Raw genomic sequence first — 24,258 nt, 5'->3', positions numbered from 1 at the left:
GAATGGTAACAGGCGATGGCGGGCGGGCTCCAGTGAGAGCGGGATTTGTGTCGCCGGCCGTCAGACCGAGTCGCCCAAACCTCAAACGGTCAGCAACCGCTCGCGCAACTTGCCAATTTCATCACGCAACTGCGCCGCCGCCTCGAACTCCAGGTCCCGGGCCAGTTGGTACATTTTTTCTTCCAACTGCCGGATGCGCTTGGTGATTTCGCTCGGCGAGCGCAGTTCGGCCTCGTAGCGGGCGCTCTCTTCGGCCGCCTTGGCCATGCCCTTGCGCTTCTTGCTGCGCGAGCCTGGCACGGTGGCGCCTTCCATGATGTCGGCAACGTCCTTGAACACACCCTTGGGGGTGATGCCATTGGCCAGGTTGAAGGCGATCTGTTTGTCGCGACGGCGTTCGGTCTCGCCGATGGCCCGCTCCATGGAACCGGTGATGCGGTCGGCATACAGAATCGCCCGACCGTTGAGGTTACGCGCCGCGCGACCGATGGTCTGGATCAACGAGCGCTCGGAACGCAGGAAACCTTCCTTGTCGGCGTCGAGAATCGCCACCAGCGACACTTCCGGCATGTCCAGGCCTTCGCGCAGCAGGTTGATGCCCACCAGCACGTCGAAGGTGCCCAGGCGCAAGTCGCGGATGATCTCGACCCGCTCCACCGTGTCGATGTCCGAGTGCAGGTAACGCACGCGCACGCCATGGTCGGCCAGGTAGTCGGTGAGGTCTTCGGCCATGCGCTTGGTCAGCGTGGTGACCAGCACCCGTTCCTCCACTGCCACACGCTTGGAGATTTCCGAGAGCAGATCATCGACCTGAGTCAGCGCCGGGCGCACTTCAACCTGCGGATCGACCAGGCCGGTGGGCCGCACCACCTGTTCGACCACCCGCCCGGCATGCTCGGCCTCGTAGTTGCCGGGGGTGGCCGAGACGAAAATCGTCTGCGGGCTCACGCTTTCCCATTCGTCGAAGCGCATCGGCCGGTTGTCCAGCGCCGAGGGCAGCCGGAAACCGTACTCCACCAGGGTTTCCTTGCGCGAACGGTCGCCTTTGTACATGGCGCCGACCTGGGGCACGCTGACGTGGGATTCGTCGATGACCAGCAAGGCATCGGCCGGCAGATAGTCATACAAGGTCGGCGGCGGCGCGCCCGCTGGACGGCCCGACAGGTAGCGCGAGTAGTTTTCGATGCCGTTGCAGTAGCCCAGCTCGAGGATCATCTCCAGGTCGAACCGAGTCCGTTGTTCCAGACGCTGGGCTTCCACCAATTTGTTGTTCGAACGCAGGTATTCCAGGCGCTCCTGCAACTCGACCTTGATCCCTTCGATGGCATCGAGCAGGGTTTCCCGGGGCGTGACGTAGTGGCTCTTGGGGTAGAACGTGAAGCGTGGCAGCTTGCGGATGACTTCGCCGGTCAGCGGATCGAACGCCGAAAGGCTCTCCACTTCATCGTCGAACAGCTCGATGCGGATCGCTTCCAGGTCCGATTCCGCCGGGTAGATATCGATCACGTCGCCACGCACCCGGAACGTCGCCCGGGCGAAATCCATGTCGTTACGGGTGTACTGCAAGTCCGCCAGGCGCCTGAGCAAGGCGCGCTGGTCGAGTTTGTCGCCGCGATCCACGTGCAGCACCATCTTCAGGTAGGTTTCCGGGCTACCCAGGCCATAGATGCACGACACCGTGGTGACGATGATCGCGTCCTTGCGCTCAAGCAACGCCTTGGTCGCCGACAGTCGCATCTGTTCGATGTGGTCGTTGATCGAGGCATCCTTCTCGATGAAGGTGTCCGACGACGGCACGTAGGCCTCGGGCTGGTAATAGTCGTAGTAGGAAACGAAGTACTCCACGGCGTTATTCGGGAAAAACGCCTTGAACTCACCGTACAGCTGCGCCGCCAGGGTCTTGTTCGGCGCCAGTACCAGGGTCGGGCGCTGCACTTGGGCGATCACGTTGGCAATGCTGAAGGTCTTGCCCGAACCGGTCACACCGAGCAGTGTCTGGTGCGCCAGCCCGGCCTCGATGCCCTCGACCATCAAGCGGATGGCTTCCGGCTGATCGCCGGCGGGCTGGAAGCGGGTGACTAGCTGGAATTCAGACATGACATAACCTCTGGATTCACCCCTGTCGGCCAGCCGACAGGAACGAGAAAGACCGAAACGACCGATGTCGTCCGAGGAAAAAACTGGAATGCACACAATGTGGAGGTGAATGCCTTCGCTTTCAAGACGAACGTCCTACACGCCTTGAAGACTTTGACGCGGCGAGAGGACTAACGGTCGAAAAAAATCGTAAAAACTTAGCGTAAAACCCGAATCGCCTGTCGCCGCGCCGGGTGATGGCCTCTATACTAGCTCCCCGTTTGTGCACCGCTCTAGTGCATTCGGCTGGAGCGCCACACCTCCCCTCACTCTCCATTAGAGCCGCGCAATAATGAGCCTGTTTTCCGCTGTCGAATTGGCACCCCGCGACCCCATCCTGGGCCTCAACGAAGCTTTCAATGCCGACACCCGTACCAATAAGGTCAACCTGGGTGTAGGTGTTTACTGCAATGAAGAGGGGCGTATTCCACTCCTGCGCGCGGTTGTCGAGGCCGAGACGGCTCGCGTGGCTCAGCACGTTTCCCGTGGTTACCTGCCGATCGACGGCATTGCCGCCTACGACCAGGCCGTGCAGACCTTGCTGTTTGGCAAGGATTCGCCGCTGATCGCTTCCGGCCGCGTCATCACCACCCAGGCCGTGGGCGGCACCGGTGCACTGAAGATCGGTGCCGACTTCCTCAAGCAACTGCTGCCTGACGCCGTCGTCGCCATCAGCGACCCAAGCTGGGAAAACCACCGCGCCCTGTTCGAAACCGCCGGCTTCCCGGTGCAGAACTACCGCTACTACGACGCCGCCACCCACGACGTGAACCGCAGCGGCCTGCTGGAAGACCTCAATGCCCTGCCCGACCGCTCGATCGTTGTGCTGCACGCCTGCTGCCACAACCCGACCGGCGTGGACCTGAGCCCCGAAGACTGGAAAAACGTGCTGGCCGTGGTCAAGGCCAAGAACCACGTGCCGTTCCTGGACATGGCCTACCAGGGCTTTGGCGCCGGTATCGACGAAGACGCGGCGGCCGTGCGCCTGTTCGCCGAGTCGGGCCTGACCTTCTTCGCCTCCAGCTCGTTCTCCAAGTCGTTCTCCCTGTACGGCGAGCGCGTCGGCGCCCTGTCGATCGTCAGCGAATCGAAAGAAGAAAGTACCCGCGTGCTGTCCCAGGTCAAGCGCGTGATCCGCACCAACTACTCCAACCCGCCAACTCATGGCGCCAGCATCGTTGCCGCCGTGCTCAACAGCCCTGAGCTGCGGGCCCAGTGGGAAGCCGAACTGGCCGAGATGCGCCTGCGCATTCGCGGCATGCGCAACCAGATGGTCGACATGCTGGCCAAGGCCGCCCCGCATCACGACTTCAGCTTCGTCGCACGCCAGAGCGGGATGTTCTCCTACTCTGGCCTGACCGTTGAACAAGTGACGCGCTTGCGCAACGAGTTCGGCATCTATGCCCTGGACACCGGCCGCATCTGCGTGGCCGCGTTGAACCAGAACAACATCGATGCGGTGACCAAGGCCATCGTCCAGGTGATCTGACGTTTTCGGTGCTGGATGAAAAACGGGAAGCCATTGAGCTTCCCGTTTTTTTGAGTGTGCCTACAGCTCAGGAGCCCCCAACCTGTGGCGAGGGAGCTTGCTCCCGCTGGGCTCTGTAGGAGCTGGCGGAGGCTCGGGCCGCGTTCGGACGATCTTTTGATCTTGATCTTTCGCTCTGGACTCAATTGTCAGTGGAAAGATCGCAGCCTCGTTGCACTCGACAGCTCCTACACAGCTCCTACGGGCGCAGCCCAGCGGGAGCAAGCTCCCTCGCCACAAAGGCAAGGCCACAAAAGCACCTGGCACGACACTCTCGCTGAGGCTACAACTCCGTCGCCCGCTGGCTCGCCGCATCGTCATAAATGACATACAACGACTCGGCCACCTGGCTCTTGATCGCCTTGGTGCTTTCCAGCCCCAGGACAAAGCCCTCGGCCTTGCCACCGGCACGGTTCAGTTCTTCGGCGGTGCTGGCCTGGGTGATGGCGTCGTACAGTTTCTCGGCATGAGGTCCCACACCCTTGGGCAAGCTGATCTGGGCGGTACTCACAGAAGCACCTCGGCGCGGCGGGCTGTGTGAAGGGGAAACAGGTGGTTCATGGCGCGTACCTTATGTCGGCGAATGGCCGGCAGCGCGTCCTGCCACTTCCGGGCGACCATGGTAGTCCTCTCCTGCCCTGGCGGTAACTGCCAATCGTTGATTGTCCGTCAAAGAGCACCAGGAATGCGCCGTCCGGCAATGGACGCTTGACTTCTCTTTTCCAATCAGTAACATACGCGCCATTCCGCGATAGCTCAGTTGGTAGAGCAAGTGACTGTTAATCACTGGGTCCCTGGTTCGAGTCCAGGTCGTGGAGCCAGACAGCAACAAACAAAGCCCCTGAATCGAAAGATCCAGGGGCTTTTTTGTGGGTAAAAAACAGACTGATGGCCGTATAAGCCTGCCCGAGGTCGCTGCCGGAACAATAATCCGGCGCCAAAAAGGCATTATGGTCTGAATCCTGCTTTCTTTTTCCAACAACTCGAGCTGTCACGTGTGCGTCATGACAGGGCCGCAACCTGGCTCTGTCCGCCAACAACAGCTTCATAAAAACAAGGACGAAGGTATGCCCACACAAAACCCCCACCGCATCGTCGGCCTGTGCACCTCCAGCAAGGTGTACAACGCGCTGACCGAACTCAAGCAACTGGAAGGCCACCGCAGCGCCAAGTTCCTTTCCCTGCTGGCGGAAAACCTGGTGCGCAAGGGCCTGCTCAACGAGCAGGAAGTGGTGCACATGCTCGATCTGGTCGTCGATTGAGCGGCATCGATTCCTACTATTGAGCCGGTTGATTTTTCGTTACCCCCACTGAGTCGTAAGGTAACCCCATCGATTGATGGAGGTTTCCCATGTCCAAGGTTCAAATCATGTCTGTCATTGGCAGCGCCGTCCCCGCCCCACTCCGGGAACTCGGGTTGCTGGTCTGCTGGTATCTGGTGCAGGACGGCGTGACCATCAGTGGCCCGCTGACTTCACTGCCCGCCGCCCAGGCCCTGTCGCAACGCATCGGCCCGTACCTGCTGAGCGCCTAAGGCAACTGCACCCGCGGCGTTGTTTCGGTGAACAGGGCCCAACTCGACATGAACAGCGCGGCAATCAGCGGCCCGATCACGAAGCCATTGAGCCCGAACACCGCCAGCCCGCCCAGCGTCGAGACCAGTACCAGGTAGTCGGGCATCTTGGTGTCCTTGCCCACCAGGATCGGCCTCAGGAAATTGTCCACCAGGCCGATCACGAACACCCCGAACAGCGTCAGCACCACGCCCTGCCAGATCGCCCCCGAGAGCAGGAAATACACCGCCACTGGCGCCCAGACGAGGCCCGCCCCCACCGCCGGCAACAACGACAGGAACGCCATCAGCACCGCCCAGGGCAACACCGTCGGAATCCCCAGGATCCAGAAGATCAACCCACCCAGCGCACCTTGGCTGATGGCGACCAGCAGGTTGCCCTTCACCGTGGCCCGCACCACCCGATTGAATTTCAACTGCAGGCGGCGTTTTTGGTGTTCCGCCAAGGGAACGGCCGTGCGCACCTTGCGCACCAACTCCGCACCGTCGCGCAGAAAGAAGAACAGCAAGTAGATCATCACGAAGAAGCTGACCAGGAACTGAAAGGTCCCCTGGCCGAAACTGAAGGCCTGGGTGGCGAAGAACTCGCTGCCCTGCATCGCGCTCTTGACGATCTTGTCGCGCAAGCCGTTCAGGTTGCCCAGGCCGAAGCGGTCCAGCAGGTGCTGAAAGTACGGCGGCAAGGCATCCTTGAAGCGGGCCAGGTAATCGGCAATGTCCAGCTCTCCGCTTTCCAGGCTCTTGTACAACGCCGCGCCTTCCTGGACCAACAACGTACTGATGATGATCACCGGCAAGATCGCGCTGACCACACAGATGCTCAACGTGAACAGTGAGGTGACATTGCGGTGCCAGCCGAACTTCAACTGCAGGCGGCGCTGCATCGGGGCAAAGACGATGCCCAGGATCACCGCCCAGAACACCGCGCCGTAAAACGGCAGCAGAATCCAGATGAAGGCGACCGTGACCAGCACCAGGAGCAACATCTGGGCTTTGTTTTGCAGCATCTTTCGATTCATCAGCTTCCATGTCCAAAGGCGGGATAAACATTAGTCCGCCAGGACGCGTGGGAGTGCCTTCACGTTTACGCGGTGCATTGATTCAGATCAATAAGACCTGGCCAAGCATGAGCTACCCTCGCCGCCTTTTGCGATCCGACGCCATCATGACCTTCGCCGCCCCCGAACTGCTGGCTCCCGCCGGCACCCTGAAAAACATGCGCTATGCCTTCGCCTACGGTGCCGATGCAGTGTATGCCGGCCAGCCGCGCTACAGCCTGCGGGTGCGCAACAACGAATTCGACCACGCGAACCTGGCCTTGGGTATTGCCGAGGCCCAGGCCATGGGCAAGCGCTTCTACGTGGTGGTGAACATTGCCCCGCACAACGCCAAGCTGCGCACCTTCCTCAAAGACCTCGAACCGGTGATCGCCATGGCGCCGGACGCGCTGATCATGTCCGACCCGGGGCTGATCATGCTGGTGCGCCGGCATTTCCCCCAGATGCCGATTCACCTGTCGGTGCAGGCCAACACGGTGAACTGGGCGAGCGTCGAGTTCTGGCAGCAGCAGGGCTTGAGCCGGATCATCCTGTCTCGGGAACTGTCCCTGGAGGAAATCGCCGAGATCCGCGAGCAGGTGCCGGCCATGGAGCTGGAAGTGTTCGTCCACGGCGCGCTGTGCATGGCCTATTCCGGGCGCTGCCTGCTGTCCGGCTATTTGAACAAGCGCGACGCCAACCAAGGCAGTTGCACCAATGCCTGTCGCTGGAAGTATTCGGCACAACCGGCGGTGGAAAACGCCGTGGGCGACATTGTGCAGACCTATCAGCCCGAACCGACCCTGGGCCTCGGTGCGCCCACCGACCAAGTGTTTTTGCTTCAGGAAGCCAACCGCCCGGAAGCATCCATGCCAGCCTTCGAGGACGAGCACGGCACCTACATCATGAATGCCAAGGACCTGCGGGCCGTGCAGCACGTCGAGCGCCTGGCGCGCATGGGTGTGCATTCATTGAAGATCGAAGGCCGGACCAAGTCGCACTTCTATTGCGCGCGCACCACCCAGGTGTATCGCCGGGCCATCGATGACGCAGTGGCCGGCCGGGAATTCGATCGCAGCCTGATGACCGACCTGGAGTCCCTGGCCCAGCGCGGCTACACCGAAGGTTTTCTGCGGCGCCACGTGCACGACGAATACCAGAACTACCAGAACGGCAGTTCGGTATCGGAGCGCCAGCAGTTCGTCGGCGAACTGACCGGTGAGCGGCGTGAACGTCTGGCCGAAGTGCGGGTGAAGAACCGCTTTGGCCTGGGGGACCACCTGGAACTGATGACCCCAAAGGGCAACTTCCATTTCGACCTGCATCAGTTGCAGAACGCCAAAGGCCAGGGCATCGAGGTGGCACCGGGGGATGGGCACGTGGTGTACGTGCCCATCCCGGATGCGGTGGATCTGCGGTTTGGGTTGTTGATGCGCGATGTGCGCCCTGTGAGCGAGCTTGCTCGCGATGGCGTCGGATCAGCCAAATTCATTTGACTGACACACCGCTATCGCGATCAAACTCGCTCACACATGGGTTTGTTGTGTTTGCGCCTCGTGAGCCCGACAGAAACTGCCGAAGGCTGCGATCCTTCTTTCTCGATAAGACCCGGTTGCCCAGGTGAAAACATCTGGATCGAGAGCAAAAGATCGCAGCCTTCGGCAGCTCCTGCTGCGAGGGGATCAGATCCGGAACTGCCCCACCAGCTTGCCCAGGCGCTGGCCCAGGTCGGCCAGGCTGCGGGACGTCTGGGCGCCGAGTTGGGTTTCGTCGGCGACGCTGTCCACGGCCACGGCGATCTGATGCACGCTGCGGTTGATTTCCTCGGCCACCGCGGTCTGTTCTTCGGCAGCGCTGGCGATCTGGGCGTTCATCGAGTTGATGGTGCCGATCAGTTGCGCCATGGTGTCCAGGGAGGCGCCCGCCTCGTTGGCCCGCTCCGAGGTGCCGTCGCCGGCCTCACTGGAACGGCGCATCGCTTCCACCGCCGCGTGAGTGCCTGATTGCAAGCGATCGATCATGCCCTGGATTTCCTGGGTGCTCTGCTGGGTCCGGCTGGCCAGGGCCCGCACTTCATCGGCCACCACCGCGAACCCACGCCCCGCCTCGCCGGCCCGCGCGGCCTCGATGGCGGCGTTGAGGGCCAACAGGTTGGTCTGCTCGGCAATCGAACGAATCACCCCTAGCACACTGACAATCGAGGCCACGTCCTGCTGCAGGCTGTCCAGGGACACGCCGCTGCTGCGGATATCGTTCACCAACGCATGAATCTGCTGGATGCTGCCGGCCACCACGCGCTTGGCCGATTGCCCTTCCTCGTCGGTCTGCTGGGCCGCGACGGCGGCGCCCTGGGCGCTGCGGGCGACCTCCTGGGCAGCCGAGGACATCTCGTTGATCGCCGTGGCGACCTGATCGGTTTCGTGGCGCTGGCGCTCCATGGCCTGCTCGGAGCGCTGGGCCTGCTCGGAGACTTGCGTCACCAGCCCGGTCAGTTGCGAGGTCATGTCGGTGATCTGCCGCACCAGGCCGTGGATCTTGTCGACGAAGCGGTTGAACGAACCGGCCAACTGGCCGAGCTCGTCCTGGCTGGTGATGGTCAGGCGGCGCGTCAGGTCACCCTCACCCGCGGCGATGTCATCCAGGTTGTCCTTCATCAGGTGCAATGGCCGCAGGATGGCGTTGGCCAGCAACAACCCCACCACCGCGATCACCAGCAACACCACGACCGCAATCCCGACGATGCTCAATATCACGCCTTGCAGACGTTCATGGACCTTGGCTTCCACCAACGCCACCTGGGCTTCAATACCGTCCAGGTTGACCGAGCTGCCGACCGCCAGGTCCCACTTGGGCAGGTATTCGGTGTAGCCCAGCTTGGGCACCAGGTCTTTGCTGCCGGGCAGCGGCGAGCTGTATTCCAGGTAATGCGTACCGTCCTTGGCGACTTTCACCAGGTCACGGTTGACATAGACACCGTTCGGGTCGCGGTTGTCCTTGAAACTCTTGCCCACGCCATCAGGGCTGTTGGCCTTGAACAGACGAATGGTCTCGGAGTCGTAGCCAAAGAAATAGCCGTCCTTGCCGTAGCTGATATTGGACAGCAGCTTGATCGCCTGGGCACGCGCTTCTTTATCGCCTGGCGCGGCGGCATCGTAGAGCGGCTTGATGGCGGTCAGGCCCACCGCCACGTAGTTCTGCAGCGTGGCCTTGGCGTCGCTGAGCAGACGTTCGCGGGTCTGCTGGACCTCTTTGCTGGCTTGCTCCTTCAAAATGAAAGCCGTGGTCAGGCTGATGATCACGGCGGACAGCAATACCGGCAGTATCGCAAGGGACAGGACTTTAGCCTTCAGGCTCAGGCGCATGCTGTTCACTCTTGTAGATGTTATTGGCGTGGTTAGCTGTATTAACGGCATCGCTCGGCAAAACTGTAGGACAGGTTTAACGAACTATCGCGAACGGTCAGCAGCTTGCTCGCTGGATTCAAAGGCCTCTTCGCAAGCAAGCCCGCTCCCACAAGGGATTGCTGGTGTGCACATATCCTGTGCTCACAGCAGATCCAGTGAGGGAGCGGGCTTGCTCGCGAAGGGGGCGACTCGGTCCTTGAGTCTTGTTGAATCGGCCTTACAACACCATCGCCGCCACCCAACCAAACACCAGCAGCGGCAGGTTGTAGTGGATGAAGGTCGGGACCACGGTGTCCCAGATGTGATGGTGCTGGCCGTCGATGTTCAGGCCGGAAGTCGGGCCCAGGGTCGAGTCCGAGGCAGGCGAGCCGGCGTCGCCCAGGGCGCCGGCAGTGCCGACGATGCAGACGATCGCCAGCGGGCTGAAGCCCAGTTGCAGGCACAGTGGTACGAAAATCGTCGCCAGGATCGGCACCGTGGAAAACGACGAGCCGATGCCCATGGTCACCAGCAGCCCCACCAGCAACATAATCAGCGCGCCAATGCCCTTGTTGTGGCCAATCCAGGCCGCCGAGGTTTGCACCAGGCTCTGGACTTCACCGGTGGCCTTCATCACTTCGGCAAAACCTGAGGCCGCGATCATGATGAAGCCGATCATCGCCATCATCTTCATGCCTTCGGTGAACAGGTCGTCAGTCTCGCGCCAGCGCACCACTCCCGACAGCGAGAAAATCAGGAACCCGACCAGGGCGCCGATGATCATCGAGTCCACCAGCAGCTGCACCGCGAACGCCGCCGCCACCGCACACCCGGCCACCATCAGGCTCAGCGGGTTGTAGCGCACCGCCACTTGCTCGACCCGGGCAATTTGCTTCAGATCGTAGACGCGCTTCTTGCGATAGGTAAAAAACGACAGCGCCAGGCCGAACACCATGCCCAGCGCCGGGATGCCCATGGCGTGGGTAATGTTGATACCGCTGACATCCACACCGCTGCGAGCGACGTTGGCCAGGAGGATTTCGTTGAGGAAGATGTTGCCGAAGCCCACCGGCAGGAACATGTAGGGCGTGATCAGGCCGAAGGTCATGACGCAGGCGACCAACCGGCGGTCCAACTGCAACTTGGTCAGCACATAGAGAAGCGGCGGCACCAGCAACGGGATGAAGGCGATGTGGATCGGCAGAATGTTCTGGGAGGCGACCGCGACCGTTCCCAGCAAACCGATCAGCACCCATTTGATACCCGAACCACCCGCGGCGTCCTGGCGATCCACCAGGGCCAGGGCTTTGTCCGCCAGGGCGTGGGCCATGCCGGACTTGGCAATCGCCACGGCGAAGGCACCGAGCAAGGCGTAGGACAACGCCACCGTCGCACCGCCACCCAGGCCGGCATTGAACGCCTTGAGCGTTGCCTCGATCCCCAGGCCACCCGTCAGGCCACCCACCAACGCGCCGACAATCAGCGCGATCACCACATGCACGCGGGCCAGGCTGAGCACCAGCATGACGCCAACCGCGGCAATTACTGCATTTATCATCATTACCTCAAAGCACAGCGATGGAATGCCACCGGACAAAAAGGTCGCGACTTTGCAGCAAGCGGCGGCAAGCTGCAAGGGCCGTGGGGCGGGTTTTCAAGTCTTGCCCCCCTTGGAGGTGGGGGCTTTGCTCCCACAGCCTCACCCTATCCACAGGCTCGCCCACAGGGAGGCGGTGCCATGAAATAGCTGTCAGCGCTTGGGCAGCTCGATCACCACCTTCAACCCACCCCACTCACTGTCGTCCAACGCCAGCAGGCCGCCCCAGGTGTCGACGATGTCCCGCACGATGCCCAGGCCCAGGCCGTGCCCATCGGTCTGTTCATCCAGCCGCGTGCCGCGGCTGAACACCTGGTCGCGGCGATCCTTGGGGATGCCCGGGCCATCGTCCTCCACGGCCAGGCTGAACCCCTCGACCGTCTCGGTCATGGTCAGGCGCACCTCGGCGTCGGCCCATTTGCAGGCGTTGTCCAGCAGGTTGCCCAGCAGTTCCAGCAGGTCCTCACGGTCCCAGGGCAGGTGCAGGCCTGGCGGGGCGACGTAGCTCAGGTTCAGGTGTTCGCCATGGATCATGTTCAGCGTGGCCAGCAACCCCGGCAGCTCGGCGTCGCAGTCCATGTGCGCGCCGGGCAAGGCATCGCCGGACAGGCGGGCGCGGTTGAGTTCCCGGTTCAGGCGCTGGCGGACTTGCTCCAGTTGCTCGAGCAATAGTTTGCGCAGCTCGGGATACGGGTCGAGCTTCTCGTTCGACGCCAGGCTTTGCAGCACCGCCAGGGGGGTTTTCAAGGCATGGCCGAGGTTGCCCAAGGCGTTGCGCGAACGCTTGAGACTGTCTTCGGTGTGGGCCAGCAGATGGTTGATTTGCGCCACCAGCGGTTCCAGCTCCCGTGGCACCTGTTCGTCGAGTTGCGAACGCTGCCCGCGTTGCAACTGGGCAATCTGCTCCCGCGCCCGGTCCAGCGGACGCAAGGCGCGGCGCACGGTGATGCGTTGCAGCAACAGAATCAACAGCAGCCCCGCCAACCCGAGACCCAGGCCGATCTGCTGCATCCGGCGGAAGCTGTCACGCACCGGCGTGTAGTCCTGGGCCACGCTGATGGAAATCGCCTGGCCCAGCCGTCGATAGTCGGTGCGCAGCACCAGCAGCTTCTGGCCTTCAGGGCCCAGTTGCAGGTTGCTGTGCAGGCCCGGGTGGTCGAGGCGGGGCAATTCCTGGTCCCACAGGGAGCGGGAGCGCCAGTGCACGTCGGCAAAATCGATGCGGAAATAGTGCCCGGAAAACGGCCGCTGGTAGGCCGGCGACAAACGTCGTTCATCCAGTTGCAGCCCCTGCGGGCCGCGCACCAGGGCCACCAGCAGGTTCTCGCTGTCGTTGCGCAGCCCGGCTTCCAGGTAACGCTGCAAGCCCAGCTCGAACAACCACAGGCTGGTCTGTGCCAGGACCAGGCCGACCACCACCATCACACCGATCAGCCCCAGGCTCAGGCGCCGCTGGATGGATCTCACTGCGCCTTCCCGCCAAACAGGTAACCCTGGCCGCGACGGGTTTCGATCACGCTACGGCCCAGCTTGCGCCGCAGGTGATTGACGTGGACTTCCAGCACGTTGGAATCGCGCTCGGTCTCACCGTCATACAGGTGTTCGGCGAGATGACTTTTGGAAAGGATTTGCTCGGGGTGCAGCATGAAATAGCGCAACAGCCGGAATTCGGCGGCAGTCAGCTGAATCTCCGCACCGTCACGAATCACGCATTGGCGGCCTTCATCCAGATGCAGTCCCGCCGATTGCAGCGTCGGTTGGTTGGCCTGGCCGTGGGAACGGCGCAACAGCGCCTGGATCCGCAGGTGAAGTTCTTCAGGATGAAAGGGTTTGGTCAGGTAGTCATCGGCGCCGGCCTTGAGCCCCTCGATGCGCTCGGCCCAGGATCCGCGGGCGGTGAGAATCAGCACCGGCGTGCTCAGGCCACCGGTGCGCCATTGGGCCAGCACCTCGAGCCCCGGTACACCCGGCAGGCCGAGATCGAGAATGATCAGGTCGTAGGGTTCGCTGCTGCCCTGGTACACCGCGTCGCGACCATCGGCGAGCCAATCGACGGCGTAACCCTGGCGGGCAAGCCCGGCCATCAGTTCGTCGGCCAGGGGCACGTGATCTTCCACCAGAAGCAGGCGCATCAGTCTTCCTTATCTTTGAGTAAGCGGCCAGTTTTGGCCTCCAGGTCCAATTCGCGCACGACGCCGTTGGTGTCCAGCAGCTCGACCTCATAAATATAGACGCCGTGTTTCTCCTCCAACTCGGCTTCCAGCAGTTTGGCGCCGGGGTGCCGGTCCAGCGCCTGTTGCAGCAGTTGCTCCAGCGGCAAGATCACACCCTGCTGGCGCAATTGCAGGGCCTCGTCCTGATCCAGGTCGCGGGCCACGGCCAACGAACAAAACGCCAGCAGCGCCAGCGCCCATCGACTATGGGCGCGCAGATTAAGCTTCATTACGTATCCTGATGATTCTTGAGCACCTTGCCGTTGGTGGCGTCCAATTCCAGATCCCACTCGATGCCCTTCGTATCGCGCAGTTCCACCTGGTAAATGTACCTGCCGTACTCTTGTTCCAGCTCGGTATCGGTCAAGGTGGCACCAGGGTGCTCGGCCAGGGCAGCGGCGTTGAGTTTTTCGAAGGGCCAGATGGTACCAGCGTCTTGCAGTTTGCGGGCTTCGTCCGCGTTCAGGTCTCGTGCGTGAGCCAGGCTGGTACCGAGTGCCATGAGGGTCGCGATGAAAAAGGCAGTCAGGCGGTTCATGGGTTATCTCCTTTTTATAATCTTTACCGAGGGACTGTATCGGGAGGAACTTAACTGAAACTGAATGGCCATCATGGAACACTCCTCCCGTAGGAGCTGCCGAAGGCTGCGATCTTTTGATCTTGCTTGATCTTGATCTTGATCTTTCGCTTGCGACTCAAGTGTCTGGGGCAAGATCGCAGCCTCGTTGCACTCGACAGCTCCTACGCAGCTCCTACACAGCTCACAGCCCCTACGCAGTTCGTACACAGTTCCTACGCAGCTCCTACAGGACTCCCTATAATCGCTGCACCCGCCAGACCATGAGACCGGTATGACCGCCATCCACATCAAGTTCCCCGCCCTCACCCTCAAGGCCGGCCCGCGCGCGTTCGGGCGGATTCGCCAGGCTGGCTTGAACGCCGCCGACGTCGGCATCCTGCCGGGCGCCGCCGGCGGCCCCAAGGCCTTGGGCATCCAGGGGCTGGACCTGGCGCTGTTCGGCGAATGGCTGCCCGCCGCGCCCCGGGAACGCTCGCTGATCGGGGCCTCGGTGGGTGCCTGGCGCTTCGCCAGCGCCTGCCTGCCGGACGCCGCCGAGGGAATCCGGCGCCTGGGCACCTTGTACAACGAACAAAGCTTCGCCAAGGGCGTGACCATGGCCGGGGTCAGCCAGAGCTCGCAACGCATGCTCGATGACTTGCTCGACGGCCGCGACGCTTCGATCCTCGATAACCCGCGATACCGGCTCAACATCATGGTGGTCAAGAGCCACGGCCTGCTGGCCCAGGATCATCGCGGCCGGCTAGGCCTGGGCTTGTCGTCGGTGATCGCCGATAACCTGCGCGGCCGGGCGCGGCTGTCGCGGCATTTCGAACGGCTGATCATCCATGACCCACGCCTGGCGCCGCCCCTGCACCCGTTGAATGACTTTCCGTCGCGCTTCGTTCCGTTGGCCGCCGGCAACCTGCGCCAGGCCCTGCTGGCCTCGGGCTCGATCCCGATGGTCATGGAAGGTGTGCGCGACCTGCCGGGCGCCGGCGCCGGCACCTACCGCGACGGCGGTTTGCTGGACTACCACCTGGACCTGCCGTACAGCGGCGAGGACATCGTGCTGTACCCGCACTTCACCGACCGGGTCATTCCCGGCTGGTTCGACAAGGGCCTGCCGTGGCGCCGGGGCAACGTCGACCGCCTGCAAGACGTGCTCTTGCTGGCACCGTCCCGTGAATACCTGGCGCGCCTGCCCTACGGCAAACTGCCGGACCGCAACGACTTCAAGCGTTTCATGGGCGATGACCCGAGCCGCCGCCAGTACTGGCGCACGGCGATGGACGAGAGCCGTCGGCTCGGCGATGAGTTCCTGGAGCTGACGGCCAACGGTGGCTTGGCCGAGCGTTTGCTGACCCTTTAGTCAGCACGGCCGCGCAACGCCGTTATCAAACTGATAAACTGCGCCGCCTGCCTCGCGACCGCTATATAAAGAGCCCGAACCTGTGGAAATTTTCAAAGAGTTTACCTTCGAATCCGCCCACCGCCTGCCCCACGTGCCGGACGGCCACAAGTGCGGCCGCCTTCATGGCCACTCGTTCAAGGTGGCGATCCACCTGAGCGGCGACATCGACCCGCACACGGGCTGGATTCGCGACTTCTCGGAGATCAAGGCGATCTTCAAGCCGCTCTACGAGCGCCTGGACCACAACTACCTCAACGACATCCCAGGTCTGGAAAACCCCACCAGCGAAGTCCTGGCCAAGTGGATCTGGAATGAGTTGAAGCCGTTGCTGCCGGAACTCAGCGCCATTCGCATCCACGAGACCTGCACCAGCGGTTGCATCTACCACGGCGAATAGCCAATCCCTTGTGGCGAGCGCGCGTGCTCTCGTTGGACTCTGTAGGAGCTGGCGAAGCCTGCGATCTTTTGATCTTTTGATCTTTTGATCTTTTGATCTTTTGATCTTTTGATCTTTTGATCTTTCGCTTGAGATTCAAGTGTCTTTGGAAAGATCGCAGCCTCGTTGCACTCGACAGCTCCTACACAGCTCCTACACAGCTCCTACATAGCTCCTACATAGCTCCTACATAGCTCCTACACAGCTCCTGCGGCCCAGCGGGAGCAAGGGTGTCTCCCCTGCTGAATCGCATTGGCCTATGCTCCATCCCCTGACCATTCTCAGTGGAGTATCGATCATGACCAACTGGCCACTGGATCAGCTATACGACTTCAACGGACACCCCATCCGCTACGCCATCCACGGCGACGGCCCGCCGCTGGTGTTTGTCCACGGCACGCCCTTCTCTTCCTACGTGTGGCACCGCATCGCCCCGCTGTTCTTCGCCACCCACCGGGTGCATTTCTTCGACCTGCTGGGATACGGCCAGTCCGCGCAACCGGATGCCGATGTGTCCCTCGGCGTGCAGAACCCGTTACTCGCACAACTGCTGGAGCACTGGCACCTGGACTGCCCCGATGTGGTGGCCCATGACTTTGGCGGCGCCACGGCCCTGCGCACGCACCTGCTCGATGGCAAGGACTACCGCAGCCTGACCCTGATCGACCCGGTGGCCCTCTCGCCCTGGGGTTCACCCTTTGTGCAGCATGTACGCCAGCATGAAGCTGCCTTCAGCGGCCTGCCCGACTACATCCAGCGGGCGATCGTGCCGACCTATATCCGCGGCGCGATCAAGCGGGACATCCCGGACGCAGAACTGGCGCCTTACGTGCAGCCGTGGCTTGGCGAGCCGGGCCAGGCGGCGTTCTACCGGCAGATCGCACAGATGGACGAGCGTTACACCCGCGAGGTCGAGGGCTTGTACCCGACCGTGCGCTGCCCGACCCAGATACTGTGGGGCGAGGATGACCAATGGATCCCCATCGAGCGCGGTCGTGCCCTGCACCGGCTGATTCCAGGAGCACAGTTCCACCCTATTCCGAACGCCGGGCACCTGGTCCAGGAAGATGCGCCGGAGGCCGTCGTCGCGGCGGTGTTGCGGTTCCTGGCGTTGCATTCCTCGACCTGAAGAACACTGCATTTCCCTGTGGGAGCCTTCATGGGTAGAGGGATTTGTGTTCCAACTTGAATCACCGCCGCACCGCTTTCGATCCCTTCGCCCACCCAATCCCAAAGATTGTCTATAAATAACCTCGCGATCACTCGCTTGGCACGGCCGCTGCACGCTTGCGACATCCCTCATCCGCAAGGACCGCCACATGACTCAGAACGACCCGGGCAACGACTATCCCCTGAGCGAAGTCCCCATGCACGCTCGCAAAGGCCTGGCCTCCACGGCCATGGTGCTGCTGGGTTTCACCTTTTTTACCGCCACCATGTTTGCCGGGGGCAAGCTGGGGGTGGCGTTCGGCTTTGCCGAAATGCTCACGGTCATCGTCATCGGCAATCTGCTGCTGGGCCTCTACGCCGCCGGCCTGGGCTACATCGCCTTCAAGAGCGGGCTCAATTCGGTGCTGATGGGCCGCTTCTGCTTCGGCGAGGTGGGCAGCAAGCTCAGTGACTTGATACTGGGGTTCACCCAGATCGGCTGGTACGCCTGGGGCACGGCGACGGCCGCGGTGGTGCTGGGCAAGTATTTCCAATTGAGCGAAGGCACCGTGCTCGGGTTGATGGTGCTGTTCGGCCTGGGCTTCTGCGCCACGGCCTACATCGGCTATCGCGGGCTGGAAATCCTCTCCTACATTGCCGTGCCGGCGATGATGTTGCTGCTGATGCTGTCGATGTGGGTCGCGACGGTGAAGGCCGGCGGCCTCGATGGCTTGCTGGCGATAGTGCCGACGGGCAGCCTCGACCGGTCCACCGCCATCACGTTGGTGTTCGGCACCTTCGTCAGCGGCGCGACCCAGGCGACCAACTGGACGCGGTTTTCCCGCTCGGCGAAGGTCGCGGTGCTGGCGAGCCTGATCGGCTTTTTCATCGGTAACGGCCTGATGGTGCTGATCGGCGCCTACGGGGCCATCGTCTATCAACAACCGGACGTGGTCGAAGTGTTGCTGCTGCAGGGCTTCGCCATGGCGGCGATGGCCATGCTGCTGCTCAACATCTGGAGCACCCAGGACAACACCATCTACAACTTCGCCGTGGCCGGTTGCAACCTGCTGCGCACCCGCCGGCGCAAAAGCGTGACCCTGGGCGGCGCGGTGATCGGCACGCTGCTGGCGCTGCTGGGCATGTACGACCTGCTGGTGCCGTACCTGATCCTGCTGGGCACGGTGATTCCACCCATTGGCGGGGTGATCATGGCCGACTTCTTCTTCCGCTGGCGTGGTCGTTATCCGCGCCTGGCCGAGGCGCAACTGCCGGCGTTCAACTGGCCCGGGCTGTTGGCCTATGGGGTTGGCACCGTCGCGGCATTCAATTCGCCATGGGTCGCACCACTGGTAGGAATCGCTGCCGGCGCGCTAACGTATGTGCTATTGATCAGCGTAATGGGTACTCGCGCCGCTGACACCCCCCTCCAAGACCTCTAAAGGATTCGCTTGATGCACATCATCAACGCCCGTTTGCGTAACCGTGAAGGCTTGCATGAGCTGCACCTTGAAAACGGCCTGATCGCCAATATCGCCCGTCAGACCGAGGCCGCCAGCCTCGGACCGGAGGACCTCGACGCCGGCGGCAACCTGGTGGTCCCGCCCTTCGTCGAACCGCACATCCACCTGGACGCGACCCTCACCGCCGGCGAACCGCGCTGGAACATGAGCGGCACGCTGTTCGAAGGCATCGAGTGCTGGGGCGAGCGCAAGGCCACCATCACCGAGGAAGACACCAAGACCCGCGCCAAGAAAACCATCCAGGCCCTCGCTGCCCATGGCATCCAGCATGTGCGCACCCACGTCGACGTGACCGATCCCGAGCTCACGGCGCTCAAGGCGCTGCTGGAGGTGCGCGAGCAAAGCCGTCATCTGATCGACATGCAGATCGTCGCGTTCCCCCAGGAAGGCATCGAGTCCTACCGCAATGGCCGTGAGCTGATGGAAGAAGCGATCCGCATGGGCGCCGACGTGGTGGGCGGCATTCCTCACTTCGAGTACACCCGCGACCAGGGCGTCAGCTCGGTGAAATTCCTCATGGACCTGGCCGAGCGTACCGGCTGCCTGGTGGATGTGCATTGCGACGAAACCGATGACCCGCACTCGCGCTTCCTCGAAGTGCTCGCCGAAGAAGCCCGCAGCCGCGACATGGGCGCGCGCGTCACCGCCAGCCACACCACGGCCATGGGCTCCTACGACAACGCCTACTGCGCCAAACTGTTCCGCCTGCTGGGGCACTCGGGCATCAGCTTCGTCTCTTGCCCCACCGAGAGCATTCACCTGCAAGGGCGCTTCGATAACTTCCCCAAACGCCGCGGTGTCACCCGGGTCAATGAACTGCTCGAAGCCGGGATGAATGTGTGCTTCGGCCAGGACTCCATCGTCGACCCGTGGTACCCGTTGGGCAACGGCAACATCCTGCGCGTGCTGGAAGCAGGCCTGCACATCTGCCACATGCTCGGCTACCGCAACCTGCAAAGCGCCCTGGACCTGGTCACCGACAACAGCGCCAAGGCCATGGCCCTGGGCGAGCGCTACGGCCTGGAACCCGGGCGCCCGGCGAACCTGCTGATCCTGTCGGCGGACAGCGATTACGAAGTGATCCGCAGCCAGGGCTTGCCGCTCTACTCGATTCGCAACGGCAAAGTGCTGATGAAGCGGCAGATGCCGCTGGTGGAGTTTGCGCAGCAGCCAGACTGATTCCCTGTGGGAGCGGGTTTGCGCGCGAAAGCGCTAGGGCACAGACCGCGCCGTACCAAACAACCTGACCCGCACCAACTCACCCGCCTCTTCTTCCAGCAAAATCGGCGCAGTCCCCCCCGGCATCACCACACTCACCGCCCCCGCCTTCACCCAACCCACCCGCCACGCCGCACTGGCCACGGCACTGGCGCTGGTGCCCGAGGAAGCCGTGGGCCCCTCGCCCCGCTCAAACACCCGGGCCGCGATTCGCCCCTCGGCTTCGCGCCAGGCCCATTGCAGATTCACACCCCTGGGGCACGGGACGCCGGCCCCACCAGGGGCGGCATAGGCAATGCGGGTCAGGCTTTGCAACAGCGCCGCAGCACGCATCTGCGAATTGCCCGGCAACGCCTCGACACCCTCCACCAGCGTCACGCAATGAGGGTTACCGATACTCACGAACTGGCTGTGGCCCCACGCCGGGTTCAACCGGTGAAGCGCCGCCACGCGGCTGACATCGCACTGGTTGAACATCATGCTCTCGACCTCCTGGGCGCCAACGGCCTGGGCTCCGAACAGCGGTTTGCCCAGGTCCAGCCAGAAGCCTTGAACGCCATCGAATTCAGCGGCGCGAACCGAGGTGTGCAGCGGTGACACGCCGTCGGGTTTGTCGTGATGAACTTGCAGCACACACTCTCCCGCGCCCGGCATCAAGCCCTGCGCTTGCAACGCCTGGGAGAAAATCGTCAGGCCGTTGCCGCTGCGCTCGGCCAGGGTGCCGTCGGTGTTGACGATCAATAGATCAAAAGGCGGTTGGTTCTGGAACGGGCCGATCAATAGGCCGTCACTGCGATGGGCCTTGGCGTCCGGAGGTGCTTGGCCCGGCGCCCAACTGCAGAAGGCATGCACGGCAGCCGTGGCCCAGGACTCGCGTCGCTGTGCTGCCTGGGCGGCCGACGGCGGCAGGTCAATGCCGCGGTCACGTACCTGTTGCGGTGAAACGACGCCATACATATTGCCGCGTGCATCATAAAACTGCGTCATGGACCAGACCCGTAATCAGCCAGCAGGGGCCGGTACTTTATGCTGGCAAAGGCTGTGGGAGCAAAGCCTGCACGTTGGCCGCACCTTGGGGTCGCGGTGCGGTCTGTGGATATGCCAGCATAGCGCCTGCCCGCCTCACCGCACCGCACCAAAACCAAGGACGTTTCATGACTGCCATTACGCCCCCGCCCACCTTTATCCCCGGACGCCTGGAACAAATGTCCACCCGCATCGCCTACCTCATCGCCGGCATCGGCATCGCCGCCTGGGCGCCGCTGGTGCCTTACGCCAAGGTACGGGCGAACCTGGATGAAGGCACCCTCGGGTTGCTGCTGTTATGCCTGGGGGTCGGGTCGATCCTGGCAATGCCGATTTCCGGCGCGCTGGCGGCTCGGTTCGGCTGCCGGCGGGTGCTTAGCGGCGGCACGATTCTGATCTGCCTGGCATTGCCGTTGCTGGCGACAATGACCTCCCTGCCCTGGCTGGTGGCCGCATTGTTCCTGTTTGGCGCCGGGCTCGGCACCGTGGACTCGACCGTGAACCTGCAAGCGGTGATCGTCGAGCGGGCCAGTGGCAAGACCATGATGTCGGGTTTCCACGGTATGTTCAGCCTCGGCGGGATCATTGGCGCGGCCGGTGTGAGTGCCCTGCTTGGCCTGGGGCTTTCGCCGCTGGGGGCAACGCTGGTGATCAATGGGGTGCTGCTGGTGGCGTTGATCAAGGCTGCGCCGCACCTGCTGCCCTACGGCAGTGAAAGCTCGGGACCGGCGTTCGCCATTCCCCACGGCGTGGTGTTGTTTATCGGCATCCTGTGTTTCATCGTGTTCCTGGCCGAAGGCGCGGTGCTGGACTGGAGCGCCGTGTTCCTGACCACCGAACGCGCGGTGGATACCGCCTATGCCGGGCTCGGTTATGCCGCCTTCGCGCTGACCATGACCGTCGGCCGGCTGACCGGCGATTCAGTGGTGCATCGCCTGGGGGCCAAGCGCGTGATCATCTATGGCGGATCGATCGCGGCAGCCGGGTTCCTGTTGGCGACCCTCGCACCGATGTGGCAAGCCGCACTGCTGGGCTATGCGCTAGTGGGCGCCGGGTGTTCGAATATTGTGCCGGTGCTGTACACCGCCGTCGGCAAACAGACCCTGATGCCAGAGGCCATCGCTGTTCCGGCCATCACCACCATCGGCTATGCCGGCATCCTTGCCGGCCCGGCGCTGATCGGCTTCGTCGCCCACGGCAGCAGCTTGAGCTTTGCCTTCGGGTTGATTGCGATGTCGCTGGTGGCGGTGGCGGCCAGTGGCAAAGTGTTGAAGGTCTGAGGTACCCACAGGTTTGCTCCCACAGGCTCACCTCCCACAGATTTGCTCCCACAGGCTCACCCCACAGGTACTTTTTCTGCTGATTACGCTTCAGGCATCTTGCGAAAGCCCACCGCCAAGCGGTTCCAACCATTGATGGCGTTGATCGCCACGGTCAGGTCGACCATTTCCTTGGGGCTGAAGTGCTCGCTCAACAGGGCATAGTCGGCGTCCGGCGCGTGGGTATCGCTCAGGCGGGTCAGGGCTTCGGTCCAGGCCAGTGCGGCGCGCTCGCGGCCGGTGAAAAACGGCGCTTCACGCCAGGCGGTCACGGCGTACAGGCGACGCTCGGTCTCGCCGTCCTTGCGGGCATCGGCGGTGTGCATGTCGATGCAGAAAGCGCAGCCATTGATTTGCGAGGAACGCAGCTTGACCAGCTCCAGCAGGGACTTTTCCAGGCCCAGCTTCGAGACGGCGGTTTCCAGGGCCAGCATGGCTTTGAAAGCGTCAGGGGAAGCGGTATAGAAATCGATACGCGGTTGCATGGTGAACTCCAGGACAATTGGGTGTAGCGCTACGTTAGCCGTGCAGTGGCGCAGTACAAATAGCCAATTGTTGGGAAGTTCGGGTGGCCAATGGGGGAATTTATCCTGTAGGAGCTGGCGAAGCCTGCGATCTTTTGATCTTTCGCTTGAAGCTCAAGTGTCTTTGGAAAGATCGCAGCCTCGCTTCGCTCGACAGCGCCTACACAAGTGCTTCAGGCGCGGCTGCGCAACCATTGCAGGAAGCGTTTCTTGGCGATGGGCTTGGGGGCTTCGCGGGTGAGGTTCTGGGCGAGGTGCATGCGTACGTCCAGCAGGTTTTTCATCGCCTCGTTGATGTCGCGACGGGCCTCGAGGCAAGGCTTGAGGTAGCTGTTCTCGATGCGGTACAGGGTGCAGAACGTCTTGGCGGAAAAACTCGCCAGCGCCGCCTGCCCGGCGACGATCCCGGCTTCGCCGATCACCTCCCCCGGCCCCATGCGCCCGCCCTCCAGTGGCTGGCCGTTGCGCATGAGGGTCACGCTGACCACCCCGGACTCGATGATGAACAGATGATCGCTGACCTCCCCGGCCGCCAGGATCACATCACCGGCACGGAAGGTCTGCAGGGTCATGTTCTGGGCGAAGGTGTCTTTCTCATCCTGGCGCAGGGTGGAGAAAATGTTCGAGCTTTCCAGCAAGGCCCGGGGTCGCGACACCTCCTGGGGGTCCGCGCGTTCACTGGTGGACAACAGGCTCACGCCCGCCGCCTGCAGATGCCGGAACGCCAGGTCGAACAGCTGGTTGCGCACCGCGCGTTTCTGGGCCATGGAGGCAACGAATCCGCTGATCTCGTACTCCGTCCCGCCACTGCCGCTGCTTTTGAGCGCCACGCAGGGTGCCGGGTTGGCGAGCAACGAGCGACAGCCAATCATCGCCCGCTCCAGCGCGTCGATCACGGTTTGTGGCCGCGCGTGAGGGCTGACCTGGATACTGATGGACAGACCATGGACATCGCTGGGCCGACTGAAATTGATGATCTTGGCTTTTGCTGCCAGTGAGTTGGGGATCACCGCCATGCTGCCCTGGGCGGTCTGCAAGCGCGTGGCGCGCCAGTCGATGTCAGTGACCCGGCCTTCGGTGCCGTCGATGGAAATCCAGTCATCGAGCTGATAAGGCTTGGTGGTGTTGAGCACGATCCCGGAGAACACGTCGCTGAGGGTGCTCTGCAAGGCCAGGCCGACGATGATCGCCATCGCGCCGGACGTGGCCAGCACGCCCTTGACCGGTAAATCCAGCACGTAGGCCATTGCTGCGATGACGGCGATCAGGAAAATCACCGCGCCGAGCAAATCCTGCAACAACCGCCCGGTATGGCCGACCCGTTGCATCATCATCGCGCCGATCAGCACCGTCAGGGTTCGCGCAGCAAACAGCCACCAGGCGATCTGCAAGCCGGTAGCGGCCAGGTGCCGCGGCACATCGTCGACCCACTGCGCCGGCACCATGGGGTTGAGGCCTTCGTTGAACAGCAGCACGCTGAACAAGGAAAAAATCACCAGCCTTGCGCCGACTTTCCAATAGATCCGATTCGCACTGACCAGGCGCCACATCACAAGGTCGAGCACCAATAGTGCCAGGGCACAGAACAGCGGGTGCTCGGAGATCAGAGACAGCATCGGGACA

Annotated in this window: 22 protein-coding genes and 1 tRNA gene; 11 read left to right on the top strand and 12 right to left on the bottom strand. The window is 62.5% G+C overall.

Features of this window, described 5'->3' with window-relative positions; all coding sequences use genetic code 11:
- Positions 1–81: 81 nt before the first annotated feature.
- A complete protein-coding gene (gene uvrB, locus AC09SL_RS16225; RefSeq protein ID WP_058543868.1) occupies positions 82–2,097 on the bottom strand; it encodes an excinuclease ABC subunit UvrB in 2,016 nt (671 codons plus the stop codon).
- A 331-nt stretch (positions 2,098–2,428) separates the two neighbouring features.
- On the opposite strand from uvrB, the gene AC09SL_RS16220 reads away from it, so the two are divergent.
- Positions 2,429–3,625, top strand: coding sequence for an amino acid aminotransferase (locus AC09SL_RS16220; protein ID WP_058543867.1), 1,197 nt, complete (start codon positions 2,429–2,431; stop codon positions 3,623–3,625).
- 322 nt (positions 3,626–3,947) lie between these two features.
- Here the strand turns inward: AC09SL_RS16220 and AC09SL_RS16215 are convergent, their stop codons facing one another.
- Positions 3,948–4,175 (bottom strand): hypothetical protein, encoded by a 228-nt coding sequence (locus AC09SL_RS16215; protein ID WP_018612405.1) that lies wholly within the window; start codon positions 4,173–4,175, stop codon positions 3,948–3,950.
- A gap of 234 nt (positions 4,176–4,409) precedes the next feature.
- Here AC09SL_RS16215 and AC09SL_RS16210 point away from each other — a divergent pair.
- From AC09SL_RS16210 to AC09SL_RS16200, 3 genes are all read left to right on the top strand, one after another.
- Positions 4,410–4,485: transfer RNA gene (locus AC09SL_RS16210), tRNA-Asn, on the top strand.
- A gap of 246 nt (positions 4,486–4,731) precedes the next feature.
- Positions 4,732–4,926, top strand: coding sequence for a hypothetical protein (locus AC09SL_RS16205; protein WP_058543866.1), 195 nt, complete (start codon positions 4,732–4,734; stop codon positions 4,924–4,926).
- An 89-nt stretch (positions 4,927–5,015) separates the two neighbouring features.
- The gene (locus AC09SL_RS16200; RefSeq protein ID WP_058543865.1) at positions 5,016–5,198 is read left to right on the top strand and encodes a hypothetical protein; all 183 of its coding nucleotides are present in this window, start codon (positions 5,016–5,018) and stop codon (positions 5,196–5,198) included.
- Here AC09SL_RS16200 and AC09SL_RS16195 read toward each other — a convergent pair.
- On the bottom strand, positions 5,195–6,256 hold the full coding sequence (locus AC09SL_RS16195) for an AI-2E family transporter (RefSeq protein WP_058543864.1): 1,062 nt from the start codon (positions 6,254–6,256) through the stop codon (positions 5,195–5,197). The genes AC09SL_RS16200 and AC09SL_RS16195 overlap by 4 nt on opposite strands.
- Positions 6,257–6,402: 146 nt before the next feature.
- Here AC09SL_RS16195 and trhP point away from each other — a divergent pair, with 146 nt between their 5' ends.
- Positions 6,403–7,770, top strand: a complete 1,368-nt coding sequence (trhP, locus tag AC09SL_RS16190; RefSeq protein ID WP_058543869.1) for a prephenate-dependent tRNA uridine(34) hydroxylase TrhP — start codon at positions 6,403–6,405, stop codon at positions 7,768–7,770.
- Positions 7,771–7,956: 186 nt separating this feature from the next.
- Here the strand turns inward: trhP and AC09SL_RS16185 are convergent, their stop codons facing one another.
- The 6 genes from AC09SL_RS16185 to AC09SL_RS16160 form a co-directional block, all read right to left on the bottom strand.
- Positions 7,957–9,636 carry a methyl-accepting chemotaxis protein gene (locus AC09SL_RS16185; protein WP_064106997.1) on the bottom strand — a complete coding sequence of 560 codons (1,680 nt, stop codon included), beginning with the start codon at positions 9,634–9,636 and terminating at the stop codon, positions 7,957–7,959.
- A gap of 259 nt (positions 9,637–9,895) precedes the next feature.
- On the bottom strand, positions 9,896–11,212 hold the full coding sequence (locus AC09SL_RS16180; protein WP_165826076.1) for a Na+/H+ antiporter family protein: 1,317 nt from the start codon (positions 11,210–11,212) through the stop codon (positions 9,896–9,898).
- A 195-nt stretch (positions 11,213–11,407) separates the two neighbouring features.
- Positions 11,408–12,721, bottom strand: coding sequence for a sensor histidine kinase (locus tag AC09SL_RS16175; protein WP_058545261.1), 1,314 nt, complete (start codon positions 12,719–12,721; stop codon positions 11,408–11,410).
- Positions 12,718–13,386: a response regulator transcription factor gene (locus AC09SL_RS16170; protein WP_058545262.1), complete on the bottom strand. Its 669-nt coding sequence runs from the start codon at positions 13,384–13,386 to the stop codon at positions 12,718–12,720. The genes AC09SL_RS16175 and AC09SL_RS16170 overlap by 4 nt, the downstream gene beginning before the upstream one ends.
- A complete protein-coding gene (locus AC09SL_RS16165; protein ID WP_058545263.1) occupies positions 13,386–13,697 on the bottom strand; it encodes a PepSY domain-containing protein in 312 nt (103 codons plus the stop codon). Before AC09SL_RS16165 ends, AC09SL_RS16170 begins: the two co-directional genes overlap by 1 nt.
- Positions 13,697–14,005: a PepSY domain-containing protein gene (locus AC09SL_RS16160; protein WP_058545264.1), complete on the bottom strand. Its 309-nt coding sequence runs from the start codon at positions 14,003–14,005 to the stop codon at positions 13,697–13,699. Before AC09SL_RS16160 ends, AC09SL_RS16165 begins: the two co-directional genes overlap by 1 nt.
- A gap of 313 nt (positions 14,006–14,318) precedes the next feature.
- On the opposite strand from AC09SL_RS16160, the gene AC09SL_RS16155 reads away from it, so the two are divergent.
- The 5 genes from AC09SL_RS16155 (at position 14,319) to codA (ending at position 19,727) form a co-directional block, all read left to right on the top strand.
- Positions 14,319–15,398 (top strand): hypothetical protein, encoded by a 1,080-nt coding sequence (locus AC09SL_RS16155; RefSeq protein ID WP_064106995.1) that lies wholly within the window; start codon positions 14,319–14,321, stop codon positions 15,396–15,398.
- Positions 15,399–15,480: 82 nt separating this feature from the next.
- Positions 15,481–15,837, top strand: a complete 357-nt coding sequence (queD, locus tag AC09SL_RS16150) for a 6-carboxytetrahydropterin synthase QueD (protein ID WP_003203918.1) — start codon at positions 15,481–15,483, stop codon at positions 15,835–15,837.
- A gap of 337 nt (positions 15,838–16,174) precedes the next feature.
- Positions 16,175–17,005, top strand: coding sequence for an alpha/beta fold hydrolase (locus tag AC09SL_RS16145; RefSeq protein ID WP_058546871.1), 831 nt, complete (start codon positions 16,175–16,177; stop codon positions 17,003–17,005).
- 190 nt (positions 17,006–17,195) lie between these two features.
- Positions 17,196–18,467, top strand: coding sequence for a cytosine permease (gene codB / locus AC09SL_RS16140; protein WP_058546870.1), 1,272 nt, complete (start codon positions 17,196–17,198; stop codon positions 18,465–18,467).
- Positions 18,468–18,479: 12 nt separating this feature from the next.
- Complete coding sequence (codA, locus tag AC09SL_RS16135) at positions 18,480–19,727, top strand: cytosine deaminase (RefSeq protein WP_058546869.1); 1,248 nt, start codon at positions 18,480–18,482, stop codon at positions 19,725–19,727.
- A gap of 33 nt (positions 19,728–19,760) precedes the next feature.
- Here the strand turns inward: codA and AC09SL_RS16130 are convergent, their stop codons facing one another.
- A complete protein-coding gene (locus tag AC09SL_RS16130) occupies positions 19,761–20,753 on the bottom strand; it encodes a diaminopimelate epimerase (RefSeq protein ID WP_058546868.1) in 993 nt (330 codons plus the stop codon).
- Between the two features lie 167 nt (positions 20,754–20,920).
- Here AC09SL_RS16130 and AC09SL_RS16125 point away from each other — a divergent pair, with 167 nt between their 5' ends.
- Positions 20,921–22,072 carry an MFS transporter gene (locus AC09SL_RS16125; RefSeq protein ID WP_058546867.1) on the top strand — a complete coding sequence of 384 codons (1,152 nt, stop codon included), beginning with the start codon at positions 20,921–20,923 and terminating at the stop codon, positions 22,070–22,072.
- An 83-nt stretch (positions 22,073–22,155) separates the two neighbouring features.
- On the opposite strand, the gene AC09SL_RS16120 is transcribed toward AC09SL_RS16125, so the two are convergent.
- Positions 22,156–22,596 (bottom strand): carboxymuconolactone decarboxylase family protein, encoded by a 441-nt coding sequence (locus AC09SL_RS16120; RefSeq protein ID WP_003203930.1) that lies wholly within the window; start codon positions 22,594–22,596, stop codon positions 22,156–22,158.
- Positions 22,597–22,808: 212 nt separating this feature from the next.
- Positions 22,809–24,251 (bottom strand): mechanosensitive ion channel family protein, encoded by a 1,443-nt coding sequence (locus AC09SL_RS16115; protein WP_058546866.1) that lies wholly within the window; start codon positions 24,249–24,251, stop codon positions 22,809–22,811.
- Between the last annotated feature and the right edge of the window lie 7 nt (positions 24,252–24,258).

It is taken from the genome of Pseudomonas sp. PF05 (genome assembly GCF_056521845.1).
This window is presented reverse-complemented; position numbering and strand designations above follow the sequence as displayed.